The sequence below is a fragment of the Arthrobacter zhaoxinii genome (genome assembly GCF_025244925.1).
Taxonomy (GTDB): domain Bacteria; phylum Actinomycetota; class Actinomycetes; order Actinomycetales; family Micrococcaceae; genus Arthrobacter_B; species Arthrobacter_B zhaoxinii.
This window is the reverse complement of record NZ_CP104275.1, coordinates 2,635,687-2,649,784: the sequence shown is the minus strand read 5'-3', so window position 1 is coordinate 2,649,784 and position 14,098 is coordinate 2,635,687. Positions and strand designations below refer to the sequence as shown.

General features: G+C 69.5%; 15 protein-coding genes. 12 read left to right on the top strand and 3 right to left on the bottom strand.

Annotated elements, in window-relative coordinates:
- Positions 1–2: 2 nt before the first annotated feature.
- The 3 genes from N2K95_RS12310 to N2K95_RS12300 all read left to right on the top strand — a co-directional run bounded on the left by N2K95_RS12310 (position 3) and on the right by N2K95_RS12300 (position 2,839).
- Positions 3–623: a GNAT family N-acetyltransferase gene (locus tag N2K95_RS12310; RefSeq protein WP_260651793.1), complete on the top strand. Its 621-nt coding sequence runs from the start codon at positions 3–5 to the stop codon at positions 621–623.
- A 176-nt stretch (positions 624–799) separates the two neighbouring features.
- Positions 800–1,567, top strand: coding sequence for a hypothetical protein (locus tag N2K95_RS12305; protein WP_260651792.1), 768 nt, complete (start codon positions 800–802; stop codon positions 1,565–1,567).
- A gap of 27 nt (positions 1,568–1,594) precedes the next feature.
- Positions 1,595–2,839, top strand: a complete 1,245-nt coding sequence (locus N2K95_RS12300; RefSeq protein WP_260651791.1) for an aminoglycoside phosphotransferase family protein — start codon at positions 1,595–1,597, stop codon at positions 2,837–2,839.
- A 74-nt stretch (positions 2,840–2,913) separates the two neighbouring features.
- On the opposite strand, the gene N2K95_RS12295 is transcribed toward N2K95_RS12300, so the two are convergent.
- Positions 2,914–3,390, bottom strand: a complete 477-nt coding sequence (locus tag N2K95_RS12295; protein ID WP_260651790.1) for an Lrp/AsnC family transcriptional regulator — start codon at positions 3,388–3,390, stop codon at positions 2,914–2,916.
- A 133-nt stretch (positions 3,391–3,523) separates the two neighbouring features.
- Here N2K95_RS12295 and N2K95_RS12290 point away from each other — a divergent pair, with 133 nt between their 5' ends.
- The 8 genes from N2K95_RS12290 to N2K95_RS12255 all read left to right on the top strand — a co-directional run bounded on the left by N2K95_RS12290 (position 3,524) and on the right by N2K95_RS12255 (position 11,320).
- The gene (locus N2K95_RS12290; RefSeq protein ID WP_255790401.1) at positions 3,524–4,771 is read left to right on the top strand and encodes an MFS transporter; all 1,248 of its coding nucleotides are present in this window, start codon (positions 3,524–3,526) and stop codon (positions 4,769–4,771) included.
- 37 nt (positions 4,772–4,808) lie between these two features.
- The gene (locus tag N2K95_RS12285; protein WP_260651789.1) at positions 4,809–5,795 is read left to right on the top strand and encodes an N-acetylglucosamine kinase; all 987 of its coding nucleotides are present in this window, start codon (positions 4,809–4,811) and stop codon (positions 5,793–5,795) included.
- Entirely contained in the window at positions 5,785–6,228 is a 444-nt protein-coding gene (locus N2K95_RS12280; protein WP_260651788.1) for an NUDIX hydrolase, read from the top strand. The genes N2K95_RS12285 and N2K95_RS12280 overlap by 11 nt, the downstream gene beginning before the upstream one ends.
- Positions 6,229–6,448: 220 nt before the next feature.
- Positions 6,449–7,549, top strand: coding sequence for an ABC transporter ATP-binding protein (locus tag N2K95_RS12275; protein ID WP_260653800.1), 1,101 nt, complete (start codon positions 6,449–6,451; stop codon positions 7,547–7,549).
- 1 nt (position 7,550) lies between these two features.
- A complete protein-coding gene (locus N2K95_RS12270; protein ID WP_260651787.1) occupies positions 7,551–8,303 on the top strand; it encodes an ABC transporter permease in 753 nt (250 codons plus the stop codon).
- Positions 8,304–8,305: 2 nt separating this feature from the next.
- Positions 8,306–9,067 carry an ABC transporter permease gene (locus N2K95_RS12265; RefSeq protein WP_260651786.1) on the top strand — a complete coding sequence of 254 codons (762 nt, stop codon included), beginning with the start codon at positions 8,306–8,308 and terminating at the stop codon, positions 9,065–9,067.
- A complete protein-coding gene (locus N2K95_RS12260) occupies positions 9,067–10,017 on the top strand; it encodes an ABC transporter substrate-binding protein (RefSeq protein WP_255790893.1) in 951 nt (316 codons plus the stop codon). The genes N2K95_RS12265 and N2K95_RS12260 overlap by 1 nt, the downstream gene beginning before the upstream one ends.
- Before the next feature lie 85 nt (positions 10,018–10,102).
- Positions 10,103–11,320, top strand: a complete 1,218-nt coding sequence (locus N2K95_RS12255) for a pyridoxal phosphate-dependent aminotransferase (protein ID WP_255790394.1) — start codon at positions 10,103–10,105, stop codon at positions 11,318–11,320.
- Positions 11,321–11,503: 183 nt separating this feature from the next.
- On the opposite strand, the gene N2K95_RS12250 is transcribed toward N2K95_RS12255, so the two are convergent.
- Together N2K95_RS12250 and xseA are read right to left on the bottom strand one after the other, a co-directional pair.
- On the bottom strand, positions 11,504–11,740 hold the full coding sequence (locus N2K95_RS12250; RefSeq protein WP_255790392.1) for an exodeoxyribonuclease VII small subunit: 237 nt from the start codon (positions 11,738–11,740) through the stop codon (positions 11,504–11,506).
- A gap of 71 nt (positions 11,741–11,811) precedes the next feature.
- The gene (xseA, locus tag N2K95_RS12245) at positions 11,812–13,080 is read right to left on the bottom strand and encodes an exodeoxyribonuclease VII large subunit (protein ID WP_260651785.1); all 1,269 of its coding nucleotides are present in this window, start codon (positions 13,078–13,080) and stop codon (positions 11,812–11,814) included.
- 144 nt (positions 13,081–13,224) lie between these two features.
- Here xseA and N2K95_RS12240 point away from each other — a divergent pair, with 144 nt between their 5' ends.
- A complete protein-coding gene (locus tag N2K95_RS12240) occupies positions 13,225–14,046 on the top strand; it encodes a hypothetical protein (RefSeq protein WP_260651784.1) in 822 nt (273 codons plus the stop codon).
- Positions 14,047–14,098 lie beyond the last annotated feature (52 nt).

Below are 14,098 nucleotides of genomic sequence, written 5' to 3'. Positions count from 1 at the left end.
TGATGCCTGATTCGGTGGCGTGGCCGGTGGTGCTGGAGAGTGACGACGTCATCCTCCGGCCGATCCGGCACCGGGACCGGCGGGAATGGACGGAAGTCCGTTCCCGCAATGCCGGCTGGGTAGGCCCCTGGGAGGCGAGCAATCCCGTCTCCGGGGGCGAGCCGCCGACCTACGGTGACATGGTGCGCAGCCTCAACCGCCAGGCGCGGCAGGATTCGGCCCTGCCGTTCCTCATCACGGAGCGGCAGGATCCGTCCCGGCCGCCGGCGATCGTGGGACAGCTGACTGTTTCCACGATCGTCTGGGGATCGGCCCGGATGGCGACCCTGGGCTACTGGGTGGACCAGGCCAGGGCCGGCCGGGGGATTGTACCGACGGCGGTGGCGCTGGCCACCGACCACTGCTTCCAGGCGCTGGCCCTGCACCGGATGGAAATCAACATCCGGCCGGAGAACGGCCCAAGCCTGCGGGTGGTGGAAAAGCTCGGATTCCGGGACGAAGGCATGCGCGAGCGATACCTGCATATCGACGGCGCGTGGGCCGACCACCGGAGCTTTGCGCTCACTGCCGAGGAGGTCCCGGAGGGCCTGCTGAACCGCTGGAAATCCCGGCGCGGCCACTAGTCAGCGATTTTCCAGCCGGACACGCCGACACACCGGACCGAATGCGGGTACCGGTGGTCCGGAGCTTCTACCGTCATAGGTGTGGACTTCTCTCTAAACAGCATGCTGAGCAGACCACGTCCGCCAACACCATCCGCCCGTCCGCCTCACCGGACAAGGGGTCCCAGGGGATCATCATGAACAACATCAGCACCACACCCAGCGGGGGCGGGTCGCTGCACGTCTACGGTCAGCAAGCCGCGCGCCCGGCGGAGCCCGCACAGGCCTTCCGGATCCGCACCGGCCGCACCGTCCTTGCAGCTGCCGGCCTTGCCGCCGTCCTGACGGTTGTCATCGGCACGCTTCTTGCCGCCTTCACCGCCGTATCCTGGCTCCTCCCCGTCGTCGGCTTGGGCGCGCTGGCCGCGGTTGTCGCGATGCTCCGCTCCCTCGCCCTGCGCGACCGCAGGCGCCGGGTCGACAACGCATTCCGCGCCGCCATGGGAGCCGACCCCCGTGAGCTGCAGAACCTGTCCGCCGCAGAGCTGGAGATCCCCGAAGCGGACACCGAGCCGCAGCGCGAAACGGTCCTTTTTGACCGAGAGTCCGCGCCCGTGCCGGAGGAAACCGTAGCCGGAGGGGGTGCACTCCCGGCCCGGACCACGGCTGAGGAACCGCGCACGGAGGCCCTGCAGTCCGTTGCAGCCGCCGTTCAGCCCCCCGCCCGGCCCAGCACCACGCCGTGGCAGCCGGTTGAGCTGCCCAAGCCGGTGTACGTCGATGCGCCCAAGGCGGAGCGCCCGGCCCCGGAACCCATTGTCCTGCCCGAAACCCCGCGGTCCCTGGCCAAGACTCCGCTGCGCCCTTCCAGCGCACCCGCTGCACCTGCTGCGCCTGCCCACCAGGCACGCCCGGAGACCGGCAAGATCAACCTCGACGACGTCCTGCAGCGCCGGCGGGCCTAGGCCCCGACGCTAGGCTAGGCGCCTGCCGTGCCGGCCGTACCCAACCGCCGCCACGTGCCGGCTGCAGATACACTTTCCGTCCTCAGCAGCGCCGCGATGCGGGGACCCCTGCAGGACCTGCTCCGGGCCCGGGGGCTGAAGCTGGAGCACTGGGAACACCTGCGCAGCCACCACCGTCCCGGAGGGGCCGTCTCGGCCCTTTACCGGGTCCGCTGCCGCAGGCCGGCCGGGGGCGGCGGGCCGAACCCCGGAACGGACCTCACCCTTCACCTCGGAGCCACCACCGCGGACGGCACCGTCGCCGCCGGACCCGAGGTCGCCGCGGCCCGGATCGCCGGGCTGGAGCTCCAGCTGTGGGTCCACCCCCACGACCCGGTGCTCCGGTCCCTGCCCTGGGCCACTGATGCCGCGGCCGTGGCCAGGGACGTCTTTGCCGCAGCGGAGCCGGTCCGGCTTTCGCTCGTCGCCTACCGGCCGCTGCGCCGGGCCGTGCTCCGCGCCGAACACTCCGGCCAGGCAGCGTACCTGAAGCTTCTTCCTCCGGCGCTGCTGCCCGGCCTGCGCCGGCGGCACCGCCTGCTGGAGGCCGGCAGCGTACCGGCCCCGCGGCTCCTTCCGGCTCCCGCGGACGCTGCCCGCGGCGCAGCCGTCCTCAGCGCTCTTCCCGGCACCTCCCTGTTCCGGCTCCTGGTCGACGACGGCGCCGCGAAGGTACGGCCCGAAACATTCCTGGAGCTGCTGGACGCATTGCCGTCCGCCGCGCTGGATCTGCCGCTGCGCCGGTCCTGGGCGGACCGTGCCGAGGATTATGCCGCAACTGCGGCCGCAGCCCTGCCCGGGCAGGCAGCCCGCATCCGCGACCTTGCCCGCGGCATTCGGGAGGCAGTGGACTCCGCTCCGGCGGGGCCGCTCGTACCGGCCCACGGGGACTTCCATGAGGGCAACCTGCTGCTGAACGGGGGAACGGTCACCGGCCTGCTGGACGTCGACGGACTGGGCCCGGGACGGCGGGTGGATGATCTGGCCTGCCTGCTGGGACATTTGGCCGTCCTTGCCGCCGCCAATCCCGGGCGCCCCCAGCTGGACCGGGCACTGGCCGGTTACCGCCGGGTCTTTGAAGAGGCCGTGGATCCGGCAGCGCTGAACGCCAGGGCCGCCGGCGTCGTGCTCACGCTCGTGTCCGGTGCACGTGCCGGACAGGGGGCAAGCCGAACCCGGAATGCCCTGGTCCGGCTGGAAACGGCACACCGGCTGCTTCGCGCCGCCGGATAGGCCGCCGGATAGTAGGAGCCGCCGGACGGTAGCCGCTGCCCCGGCTGTAGCCGGGGCAGCCACTGCCTGCAGCATCACACCGTGGGCGGGACCAGTTTTTCCAGCAGGGGTTCGGTGCGGTACGGAATGTGTTCGTGCAGGGCCAGCACCGTTTCCGTCCGGATCACTCCCTTGATCCTCAGGACTGAACGCAGGGTCTGCTGCAGCTGCTGCGTGTCCGTGGCGGTGAGCCGGCACCAGACATCACCGCGCCCGGAAATCTCGTGCACTTCAAGCACCTGGGGGAGCGTGCGCAGTCCGGAAATGACGCCGTCGAGATCCCGGTGGTTCACCTCGATGGTGACAAAGGCCTGCACGTCGTAGCCCAGCTTGGCCAGATCGACGTCGCGGCCGCTGTTGCGGATGACGCCGGTGCGCATCAGGTGGCGTACGTGGCTCTGGGCGGTGTTGCGGGCCACACCGAGTTTCTCGCTCAGGTCGCTGATCTGCGCCCGGGGGTCCCGAACCAATTCCAGCAGCAACCGGCGGTCCAGCGAGTCCAGATTGGCCATCTAGCGCAGCTCCTGTCAGCAACTCAAGACTTTATTGAGCGGATCGATCAAAAAACCAGTCTAATGTGTCTGCACTGCTCGCCGGTCCTTCATCCTGTAGGAGCATTAGCTACAAATAGGATGGATGTGCCCCGTGACAGTGCTTAGTGAGCTGCGTATGCAGCCCGCCGCCCGCACCAGGCGGAAGGAGTGGGATGCGGCCATCCGGCCCCGGCTGATCCTGACGATTTCCGTCATGGGCACCCTGCTGATCGGCGCCAACCTCGCGACCCCGCTGTACCCGCTGCTGGGCGAGTCGCTGGGCCTGTCCTACTTCGGCGTCACGCTGGCGTTCGCCTCCTATGTGCTGGTCCTGGTGGCAGGCCTGCTGCTGGTGGGGCACTGGTCCGACTACATCGGCCGCCGGGCCGCCATGGTGGTGGCCGGCGTCGTCTCCCTCGCCGGCGGACTGATCTTCGGCACCGCCACCGGGGTCGGCGCCCTGATGCTCGGCCGCGCCCTCCAGGGCGCCTCGGTGGCCCTGGCCACCGGTGCCAGCTCCGCCGCCCTGCGTGAGCTGCTGCCGCATAAACCCGAATGGGCCACCCGGTTCACTCTGCTCGTTTCAGCCGGCGGTGTTGCGGCGGGCCCGGTGATCGGCGGGCTGCTGTCCCTGCTGCCCTCGCCCACCATGACGCCGTTCCTCATCCACTCGGCAGTCCTGGCCGCACTTCTGGTTCCGCTGTGCCTACTGAAGGCACGCCCGGCCATCTCCCTTCCCGACGGCGGGCCGCTGGCGATGCTGCGTCCGCGCAAGCCTGCTGTCTCGCACCGGGCCCGTTCGCAGTTCTGGATTGCCTCGACCACCGGGTTCCTCAGCTTCGCGGCCTTCGGATTCTGCCTGTCGCTGGCGCCCACCTACTTTTCCTCGATCGCCGGCACCACGTGGCGGCCCGCCATCGGACTGCTGGCCGCCCTGGCGCTGGGGGCGTCGGCGGTCAGTCAGCTCACCGGCATCCGCGGCCGCTACACGGCACCCGTTGGGCTCGCCGCCATGGGCACCGGCATTGCGCTGATCCCCGTGGCCGGGGCCACCGGGAGCCTCGTGCTCCTGACGGTGGGCTGCCTCATGGCAGGCTTCGGACAGGGCATGGCCTTCCGGGTGGTGTTCAACGAAGTTGCCGCAGCGGTCGAGGCGGCCGAGCACGCCCGGATCATCAGCACGGTCTACGTCATTACATACCTCGGCAGCGCCATCCCGGTGCTCGGCCTCGGTGCCGCCGGCGGCATCTGGGGACTGGATGTTTCGGTGGCCTGGTTCTCCGGACTGATTACCGCAGCGTGCCTGACCCTGGCCGTCCTGAGCCTGCGGCGGAACCGGCGCCGCAGCTTCGCCGGCTAGGTTCGCCCCGCACCGGCGCCGAACGTAGGGTGGACGAATGCAAGCATTCCCTCCTCCCGCTACCGACGACGCCGGCTCTCACGACGCCGGCCACGACACGGGCCTCGACACCATCGGCCTCGACATCGGCGGCACCAAGACACACGGCATCCGGCTGCACCGGGGCACTGCCGCAGCCGAATTCATTGCCGGCAGCGCCAACGTGCAGAATGTTCCGGTAGCGGCCGCCCGGGAATCCCTCGCGGAAGTTTTCGCCGCGCTGGGAACCGACGGCGTAGGCCGGGTGATCGCCGGCTCCGGGGGAGTGGACACAGCACAGGACGAGGACGCCCTGCGCGCCCTGATCGCAGAACACGTGCCCGGCGCCGTCGTCGACGTCATCCACGACACCAGGCTGATCCTGGCGGCAGGTGAAGCTTCGGAGGGTATCGCGGTCATTGCCGGCACCGGCTCCGTGGCCTGGGGCATCGACGGCGCCGGCAGGCAGGCCCGCTCGGGCGGCTGGGGCTACCTGCTCGGCGACGAGGGCAGCGGCTACTGGATGGGACGCGAAGCCGTCCGGCACTCGCTCCGCCGCAGCAACCTGGCACTCGAACCGGACTCGCTCAGCCTTGCCCTGCTGCGCGGGTGCGGTGCGGCTGACCCCGAGTCGCTGATCGGCCTGTTCCACGGGCCCACCGACCGCCGGTACTGGGCAGGCAAGGCGGGGCTGGTCTTCGAAGCGGCGCAGGAAGGGAACTCCGCAGCCGCAGCAATCGTGGCCGAGGCCGCCGGACACCTGACCGGACTCATCCTGGACGTAGCCGGCCTGCTGCAGGTCTCCGGACCGGTGGTGATCGGCGGGGGACTGGGGATGCACCAGCCGATGCTGCAGGATCTGCTGCGGGACAGCTTGTCCGCAGCAGGACTGACGGACATCCGCTTCCTCACGGCCGACCCCGTTTTCGGCGTGGCCTACCTGCTCGGCGCCGGAGGTTCCGGGCCCGCGGGCAGCAACCCGGTCGGCAGCGGCAATGTCCGCTGACTTCGACGTCCGGGTCGGGGCGTACGCAGTTGTTGTCCGTGAGGGGCAGCTGCTCCTGGCGCACTGGAACGAGCACGGCAACTCCCGCTGGACGCTCCCCGGAGGGGGACTGGAACGGGGCGAGGACGCCCCCGCCGCCGCCCTGCGGGAAGTGCGGGAGGAAACCGGCTATGACGCCCGGCTCGAGGAGCTGCTGGGGGTGGACAGCATCTTCATTCCTCCGGAAAAACGCATGCGCGGGGAACCCCGGATGCTGCATGCCCTGCGGATCATCTACCGGGCCACGCTGACCGGCGGCTCGCTGCGCCATGAACAAAGCGGAAGCACGGATGAGGCCGCGTGGATACCGCTGGACGAGGTCCCGGCCCTCAACCGGACCGAGCTGGTGGACACCGGCCTGCGAATGCTCGCCTCCGGCCGCCGGATACCCTGAGAGGCACACAACCACTCCCCGTCCCCCTTTCCATTCCGGACCTTATGGACGCTGGACTAGCGCCGCACGTGTGAAATACCGTGATGCTTCACGGCACGTCGCGAGCTGCCCGGCACACCGGCACCCCCACGGAAGGCATGCACCAATGACTCCGCCGCCAGAACCCGCTGATCGTTCCGAGTCCCTCCGGCCGGCCGCCGGCACCGCCGCCGACCGGCCGATGATCCGGTTCCGGACAGTGACCAAGACCTACGGCGATGCCGCGCCGGCGGTCCGGAACCTGAACCTGGACATCGAACGCGGGTCCATCACCGTCTTTGTCGGCCCGTCCGGCTGCGGGAAAACCACCTCGCTGCGCATGATCAACCGGATGGTCGAACCCACGGCGGGCAGCATCGAGGTTGACGGCCGGGACATCTCCACCGTCAAGGCCGCGCAGCTGCGGCGTTCCATGGGCTACGTGATGCAGTCCTCCGGCCTGCTGCCGCACCGGACCGTCCTGGACAACGTGGCGACGGTGCCGCGCCTGAACGGCACCCCGCGGCGCGAGGCGCGGCGCCGGGCCGCGGAGCTGCTCGACGTCGTCGGGCTGGCCTCCGGCCTGGGCGACAGATATCCGGCCCAGCTTTCCGGCGGACAGCAGCAGCGGGTCGGTGTTGCCCGCGCCCTTGCCGCGGACCCGCCGGTGCTGCTGATGGACGAACCCTTCAGCGCAGTGGATCCGGTGGTGCGGGCCGAACTGCAGGAAGAGCTGCTGCGGCTGCAGAAGGAACTGGCCAAGACCATCGTGTTCGTCACCCACGACATCGATGAGGCCACCATTCTGGGGGATAAGGTGGCGGTCTTCGCCACCGGCGGCAGGCTCGCCCAGTATGCCGCCCCCGAGGAGATCCTCCGGGCGCCCGTTGATGACTTCGTGGCGGGTTTTGTCGGGAGGGACCGCGGCTTCCGGCACCTGTCCTTCCAGGACGGCAACGCCGTGCCCCTGCATCCGGTGCAGCTCATCGCCGCAGACAGGCTGCCGGACCCCGCCGCAACGGTCGACGACGGCTGGGCCCTGTGCGTGGATGCCGACGGCGCCCCGCTGGGCTGGGTGCCCGCAGGCCGCCGGGGTTCCATCACCGGCACCGGGGACCTGGTGCCGGGCGGTTCCCTCTATCCGGAGGGAACCAGCCTGCGCCGCGCGCTGGACGCTGCCCTCTCCTCCCCGTCCGGGCTGGGCGTGGCCGTGGACGCGGCCGGGAGGGTGACCGGCGTCGTCCGGGCCACCGAAATCCTGGCCCTGATCGAGGCCGCACGCCTGCAGCGGGCCGGGGGCTGAGATGGAATGGTTCCTGGCCCACACCGACGACGTTTTCCGGCTCGGCGGGCTGCACCTCTACCAGTCGGTGCTGCCCCTGGTGATCGGCGTCCTGATTGCCCTTCCCCTGGCACAGCTGGTGCGCGGCCGGCGGAAGATCCGGGGCTTCGTCCTCTCCGCAGGGTCACTGCTGTACACCATTCCGTCGCTGGCCCTGTTCGTCACCCTTCCGGCCATCCTGGGCACCCGCATCCTCGACCTCGCCAACATCATCGTGGCCCTGACCATCTATGCCGTGGCCCTGATGCTGCGCGTGGGCATCGACGCGTTTGATTCCGTGGACGACGGCGTCCGCCAGGCCGCGGTGGCCATGGGCTACCGGCCGCTGCGCCGGTTCCTCACCGTGGATCTGCCGCTGTCCGTTCCGGTACTCATCGCCGGGCTGCGCGTGGTCTCGGTCAGCAACATCTCCATGGTCAGCGTCGGTGCCCTGATCGGCGTCGAAAACCTCGGGTTCTTCTTCACCGACGGACTGCGCCGCTATTTCCTGACCGAGATCGTGGTGGGGATCATCGCCACCCTGGTCCTGGCGTTCCTGATGGACCTTGTCCTGGTCCTGGCGCAGCGTCTGCTCACGCCCTGGACCCGCGCCGGCGGATCCGGCCGGGCGGCGCGTAGCCGCGCCAACCGCACCGGCGGCACGGAGGGCGGGGGACCGGCACCCGCCGCCCGCCCGGCGGCGGCCGCGCCCGACGTCGCGCTGAAGGGGGCGTAGGCATGGTTGGCATCCCGCGCACCGACTACACCAGTACCAACGCCCTCGGGCAGGGTTGGGAATGGCTTCTGGACCCGGCCAACTGGTCCGGACAGGCAGGCATCCCGGTGCGGACCCTGGAGCACCTGCAGTACACGGGCCTGGCCCTGCTGATCGCCGCGCTCATCGCGGTGCCGCTGGGCCTGTTCATCGGGCACACCGGACGCGGGCAGGTAGCGGTTGTGGCCGTCTCCGGGCTGCTGCGGGCACTGCCCACCCTGGGCATGCTCACCCTGTTCGTCCTGCTGGCCGGGCTGGGGCTGATGCCGCCCATCTGGTCACTGGTGCTCCTTGCCGTTCCGCCGCTGCTGGCCGGGACCTACGCGGGGGTCGCCTCGGTGGACCGGACCGTCGTCGACGCCGCCCGCAGCCTGGGCATGAGCGAGGTACAGGTACTGTTCCGGGTGGAGGTCCCCAACGGGATGCGCGTGATCCTGGGCGGGCTGCGCGGTGCCACCCTGCAGGTGGTGGCAACGGCCGCCGTGGTGGCCACGATCAACCTGGGCGGCCTGGGCCGCTATCTGATCGACGGCCTGGCGGTGGGGGACTACGGGCGGGTCTTCGGAGGAGCGGTCATCATTGCCCTGCTGGCGCTCGCCGTGGATGCCGTGATTGCGTTGGGATCACGCTTTCTGATCCCGTCAGGACTCGGCCGCCCCGGCGCGGCCGGTACATCGACCGGCAGCGGAGTACCCGCAGCCGGCGCACAAGGAGGAAAACCATGATGCAGCACCCGCGCCCCACCGCACGCCGGAAGGCCCTGGCCGTCCTGGCCGGCGGCATGGCCCTGGCCCTGGCCGGCTGCAGCGGAGGAGGGGACCCGCTGGAAAACGAAGCCACCCCCGAAGCTTCCGGCAGCAGCACCGAGCAGACACTGGTGGTGGGCTCGGCCGACTTCCCGGAAAGCAGCACCATTGCCGAGATTTACGCCGGCGCCCTCAACGCGGCGGGCATCGAGACCGAAACCCGGCTCGGCATCGGCTCCCGCGAGGTCTACATCCCCGCCCTCGAGGACGGCTCGATCGACCTGATTCCGGAGTACACCGGAGCCCTGCTGGTCCACGCGGACCCGGAAACGGACCTGGTGGACGCCGGCGAAATAGTGGATTCCCTCAGCGAAAAACTGCCGGAAAACCTGGTGGTCCTGGAGCCCTCCGAGGCCGAAGACAAGGACGCCATGGTGGTCACTGCCGCCACGGCCGAGAAGTACCAGCTTGAGAGCATCGAGGACCTGGCCAAGGTCTGCGGCGAACTGACCCTCGGTGCACCTGCCGAGTTCGCGGAGCGGACCCAGGGCCTCGCCGGCCTGAAGGAAAAGTACGGCTGCGAATTCAAGGAATTCACTCCCATCGGTGACAGCGGCGGCCCGCTGACCGTCGACGCCCTGCTGAACGACGACGTCCAGGTGGCGGACATCTACACCACCACCCCCGCCATCGAGGAAAACGGACTGGTGGTTCTGGAGGACCCGAAGCAGAACTGGCCGGCCCAGCAGGTCATCCCGCTGATCGCCGATGACCGCGTGAACGACGAGGCCCGGAAGGTGCTGGACGAGGTATCCGCCCAGCTGACCACCGAAGACCTCATTGCCCTGAACCAGGCCGTCAGCGGTGACCAGAAGCTCGACCCGGCCGAGGCCGCGCAGGACTGGCTGGAGGAAAAGGGCCTGGCCTGACCCGTCCTGCCTTCCGGGCTGCAGGCGGCGCCCGGAGCAGCGAAACATACGCTGCTCCGGACGCCGCCTGTGGCATCCTAAGGAAATGGCAGAATTCAAGCAGTCGCACAAACTCCACAACGTCCTGTATGACATCCGTGGACCGTTGCTCGAACACGCGCAGCGGATGGAAGCAGCAGGCCACCGGATCCTCAAGCTGAACATCGGCAATCCCGCCCCGTTCGGCTTTGAAGCGCCCGAAGCCATCCTGGTGGACATGATGCGGCACCTGCCCAAGGCCCAGGGCTACAGCGACTCCCGCGGCATCTTCTCCGCCCGCACCGCCGTCGTGCAGTACTACCAAAGCCGCGGGATTAACAACATCGACGTCGATGACGTGTACCTGGGCAACGGCGTCAGCGAACTGATCACGCTCTCGATGCAGGCGCTGCTGAACAACGGCGATGAGATCCTCGTCCCGGCGCCGGACTACCCGCTGTGGACCGCCTCGGTCTCGCTGGCCGGCGGCACGGCGGTGCATTACCTGTGCGACGAATCCGAGCACTGGTGGCCTGACGTGGAGGACCTCGCCTCCAAGATCACGGACCGCACCAAGGGCATTGTCCTGATCAACCCGAACAACCCCACCGGTGCCGTCTACCCGGAGCACGTGGTGAAGGCCATCGTGGACCTGGCCCGCAAGCACGGGCTGATCATCTTCTCGGACGAAATCTACGAAAAGATCCTTTACGACGACGCCGTGCACGTGAACTCGGCAACGGTCACCGGCGACGACGTTCTCTGCCTGACCTTCAGCGGCCTGTCCAAGGCCTACCGGATTGCCGGCTACCGCAGCGGGTGGATGGCCATTTCCGGCCCCAAGCGGGACGCAGCGGACTACATCGAGGGCATCAACCTGCTGGCGAACATGCGCCTGTGCGCGAATGTGCCCGCCCAGCACGCCATCCAGACCGCTCTCGGCGGCTATCAGAGCATCAATGACCTGATCCTGCCCGGCGGACGCCTGCGCGCCCAGCGCGACAAGGCGCACCAGATGCTCAACGCCATCCCCGGCGTCACCTGTGAACTGGCGCAGGGCGCCCTCTACCTGTTCCCACGCCTGGACCCCGAGGTGTATCCGATCAAGGACGACGAACAGTTCGCCCTGGACCTGCTCAAGCAGCAGAAGATCCTGGTATCGGTGGGCACCGCGTTCAACTGGGTGCGCCCGGACCACTTCCGGATGGTGACCCTGCCCAACGTGGAGGACATTGAGGACGCCATGACACGTCTGGCCGAGTTCCTGGGGAGCTACAAGCCGTAGGGGTCAGGCGGGGGCAGGGCCCTGCTGGGGGCAGGGCAGGCGACAGCCCGCCGCCCCTTAGCGCAGCGAACCACCCCTCGCCTCGCATGCTCGGTCAGGGAACTCTGGTTCGCTGCTTCCCCGCTCGTTCCTCGCTCGGCGATGCGGGGCTCACGGGCTGTCCCAGCCCTGCCCAGCCCCGCCTTACTCGCCGGCAGCCTGCCCGCGGGCAGCGTCCAGGCGCTGGCGGGCGCCCTCAAGCCAGGATTCGCAGCGGGTGGCCAGGTGCTCGCCGCGCTCCCACAGGGCCAGGGACTCCTCCAGACTGGCGCCGCCGGTTTCGAGCCGGCCCACGACGGACAGGAGCTCGTCGCGGGCCTGCTCGTAGCTCATGGCCTCGATGTCTGCCGGTACTGCGGGTACTGCCGGTGTTTCACTCATGTTCTTGTCCTTTACGGGCTTGCTGGGGGTAGGTAAACGGGCTGGGTAAACGGGGTGGGCAGCCGGGCCGGCTAGCGGGTGCCTTCGGTGGCCGTGAGTGCGCCGACGGCCACGCGGATCCGCAGCTGCGCGCCGGCCGGGACCGTTTCGGCCTCGCGCACCACGGAGCCGTCCTGGAGCTGGACGACGGCGTAGCCGCGGTCCAGGGTGTTCTGCGGCGACAGGGCACGGACCTGTGCGCGCAGGTGGCCGATCCGGTCCGCATCGCGGCGGACCTCCGCAGTAACAGCGGACAGGGCGCGGGACCGCAGCCGGGACACCTCTTCCTGGCGCCGGTCCACCATGGACAGCGGTGCGGCCAGGGCCGGGCGGGAGCGGACGTGGTTCAGTCGGTCCGTTTCCCGGCTCAGCACCGCGTCGAGGATGCGCCGCAGCTGGGCCCGTGACTGCCGGATCCGTGCCAGTTCCTCGCCGACGTCGGGCACCACGCGCTTCGCGGCATCGGTGGGGGTGGAGGCACGCAGGTCGGCCACGTCGTCGAGCAGGGGACGGTCCGCTTCGTGGCCGATGGCGCTGACCACCGGAGTCGAGGCCGCCGAGACCGCACGGACCAGATCCTCGTGGCTGAAGGCCAGCAGGTCCTCCAGCGAGCCGCCGCCGCGGGCAATGATGATCACGTCCACTTCAGGCATGGCATCGAGCTCCGCCAGGGCCCGGGACACCTCGGCCACCGCATTGACGCCCTGGACCGCCACTTCGCGGACTTCGAACTCGACGGCCGGCCAGCGGAGCGCGGCATTGCGCATCACGTCCTTCATGGCGTCGGAGTTCCGGCCGGTAATCAGCCCGATCCTGCCCGGCAGCAGCGGCAGCGGGAGCTTGCGGTCCTCGCGGAAGAGTCCTTCGGCGGCCAGGGCATGGCGCAGGCGTTCAATCCGGGCGAGCAGATCGCCCAGCCCCACCGGCCGGATGTCGCGGGTCTGCATGGACAGGCGTCCGGTCTTGACCCAGAAATCCGGCTTCACCAGGGCCACCACCCGGGCACCGCGCTCCAGCGGCAGCTCCAGCCGGTTCATGACCGTGCTCCACGCCGTCAGGGACAGCGAGACCTCGGCGTCGACGTCGCGCAGCGTGATGTAGGAGGCATTGGCCCGGCGGTTCAGTTCGATCACCTGGCCCTCCACCCAGGTGGCCGGGGCGCGGTCAATGTAGCTTTTGAGGTTCTTTGAAAGCAGGGCAAGCGGCCAGGGGTTCTCCGGGGACGTCTGCGCGGCCGTGGCGGGCAGGGTGGTCTGCTCCGGGGTATTCTCGGGACTCAACGGTCCGCTGTCGTCTTGCATCTGGATGCTCCCGCGGTGGATTGGCACTGGCTATCGGTCCGGTGGAGGAACCGGCCCAGGCTTAATGTCTATCAGGTGCTTCCCCCGGTCCGGTTCTCCCGGCCTTCCAGCGGCCGCCCGGAACCCCACGGACAAGGAACTTTTATGCGCACATTCGTCTCGGCCGTTTTCGGCCTGCTCGCCGTCCTGCTTGCCGCAGCGGCCTTCTGCGGGGCGTGGCTGAACACGAACGTGGTCTCGGAAAACGGGTTTGCCGCTCTGGGGGAGCCGCTGGCACGGGACGAATCCCTTCAGGATGAACTCGCGTTGTCCCTGTCCGATGCCGTGTCGGCGGAGGTTCCCGCGCCGTTGGCCGGGCTGGTGGGGCCGCTCATTACGTCGGCCGTGGAACAGGTCCAGTCGCTGCCGGAGTACCCGGAGGCCTGGAGCGAGACGCTGCGCCGCTCGCATGCACTGACCTTCGGCAATGCCGCAGAGGGGGCGGGCAGTGCGGTGACGCTCGACGTCGCGCCCCTGGTGGGACTTGTCACCGGAAGCGTGGGAGGGGAACTCGGCACATCGGTGCCGGCACCGGAGCAGGTTCCGGTGGAGATTGGGGGAGCGGGGCATGCGGACCTGATCTCCAACGTCCAGCGGGCCGGCGAGGCCTGGCCGCTCCTGGCGCTCGCCGCCGCCGTCGCAGGCCTCCTTGCCCTGATCGCTGCACGACGCCGGTCCACGACGTTCGCGCTGTTGGGGGTGGGGGTGGCGCTTGCCGGTGCAGTGCTGTGGCTGGCGGCGGGGATGTTGCCGGGCATGGTGTCCGCGCAGCAGGTGGGCAGCGCGGTGGCGTCTGCCTTCGCAGAGGCCTTCGCCGGGCAGGCAGCGGACAGCTTCCGCACCTGGACCGTCGGCCTGATGCTGGCCGGTGCCGGAGTGTTCGTCGCCGGGCTCCTGGCGAGGGTGCTGAGCAGGTCCGGGCGGTAGCTCCGCTGTGAGCGTACCCACGGCCCGCGGGGACGGGATCGCATAGCCCACC

Bases quoted from the DNA above. Each gene is read 5' to 3' on its own strand.
- N2K95_RS12260 (WP_255790893.1), top strand. From the start codon at position 9,067: ATGCAGCACCCGCGCCCCACCGCACGCCGGAAGGCCCTGGCCGTCCTG.
- N2K95_RS12295 (WP_260651790.1), bottom strand. From the start codon at position 3,390: ATGGCCAATCTGGACTCGCTGGACCGCCGGTTGCTGCTGGAATTGGTT.
- N2K95_RS12280 (WP_260651788.1), top strand. From the start codon at position 5,785: ATGTCCGCTGACTTCGACGTCCGGGTCGGGGCGTACGCAGTTGTTGTC.
- N2K95_RS12305 (WP_260651792.1), top strand. From the start codon at position 800: ATGAACAACATCAGCACCACACCCAGCGGGGGCGGGTCGCTGCACGTC.
- N2K95_RS12270 (WP_260651787.1), top strand. From the start codon at position 7,551: ATGGAATGGTTCCTGGCCCACACCGACGACGTTTTCCGGCTCGGCGGG.
- xseA (WP_260651785.1), bottom strand. From the start codon at position 13,080: ATGCAAGACGACAGCGGACCGTTGAGTCCCGAGAATACCCCGGAGCAG.
- N2K95_RS12310 (WP_260651793.1), top strand. From the start codon at position 3: ATGCCTGATTCGGTGGCGTGGCCGGTGGTGCTGGAGAGTGACGACGTC.
- N2K95_RS12250 (WP_255790392.1), bottom strand. From the start codon at position 11,740: ATGAGTGAAACACCGGCAGTACCCGCAGTACCGGCAGACATCGAGGCC.
- N2K95_RS12285 (WP_260651789.1), top strand. From the start codon at position 4,809: ATGCAAGCATTCCCTCCTCCCGCTACCGACGACGCCGGCTCTCACGAC.
- N2K95_RS12255 (WP_255790394.1), top strand. From the start codon at position 10,103: ATGGCAGAATTCAAGCAGTCGCACAAACTCCACAACGTCCTGTATGAC.
- N2K95_RS12265 (WP_260651786.1), top strand. From the start codon at position 8,306: ATGGTTGGCATCCCGCGCACCGACTACACCAGTACCAACGCCCTCGGG.
- N2K95_RS12240 (WP_260651784.1), top strand. From the start codon at position 13,225: ATGCGCACATTCGTCTCGGCCGTTTTCGGCCTGCTCGCCGTCCTGCTT.
- N2K95_RS12275 (WP_260653800.1), top strand. From the start codon at position 6,449: ATGATCCGGTTCCGGACAGTGACCAAGACCTACGGCGATGCCGCGCCG.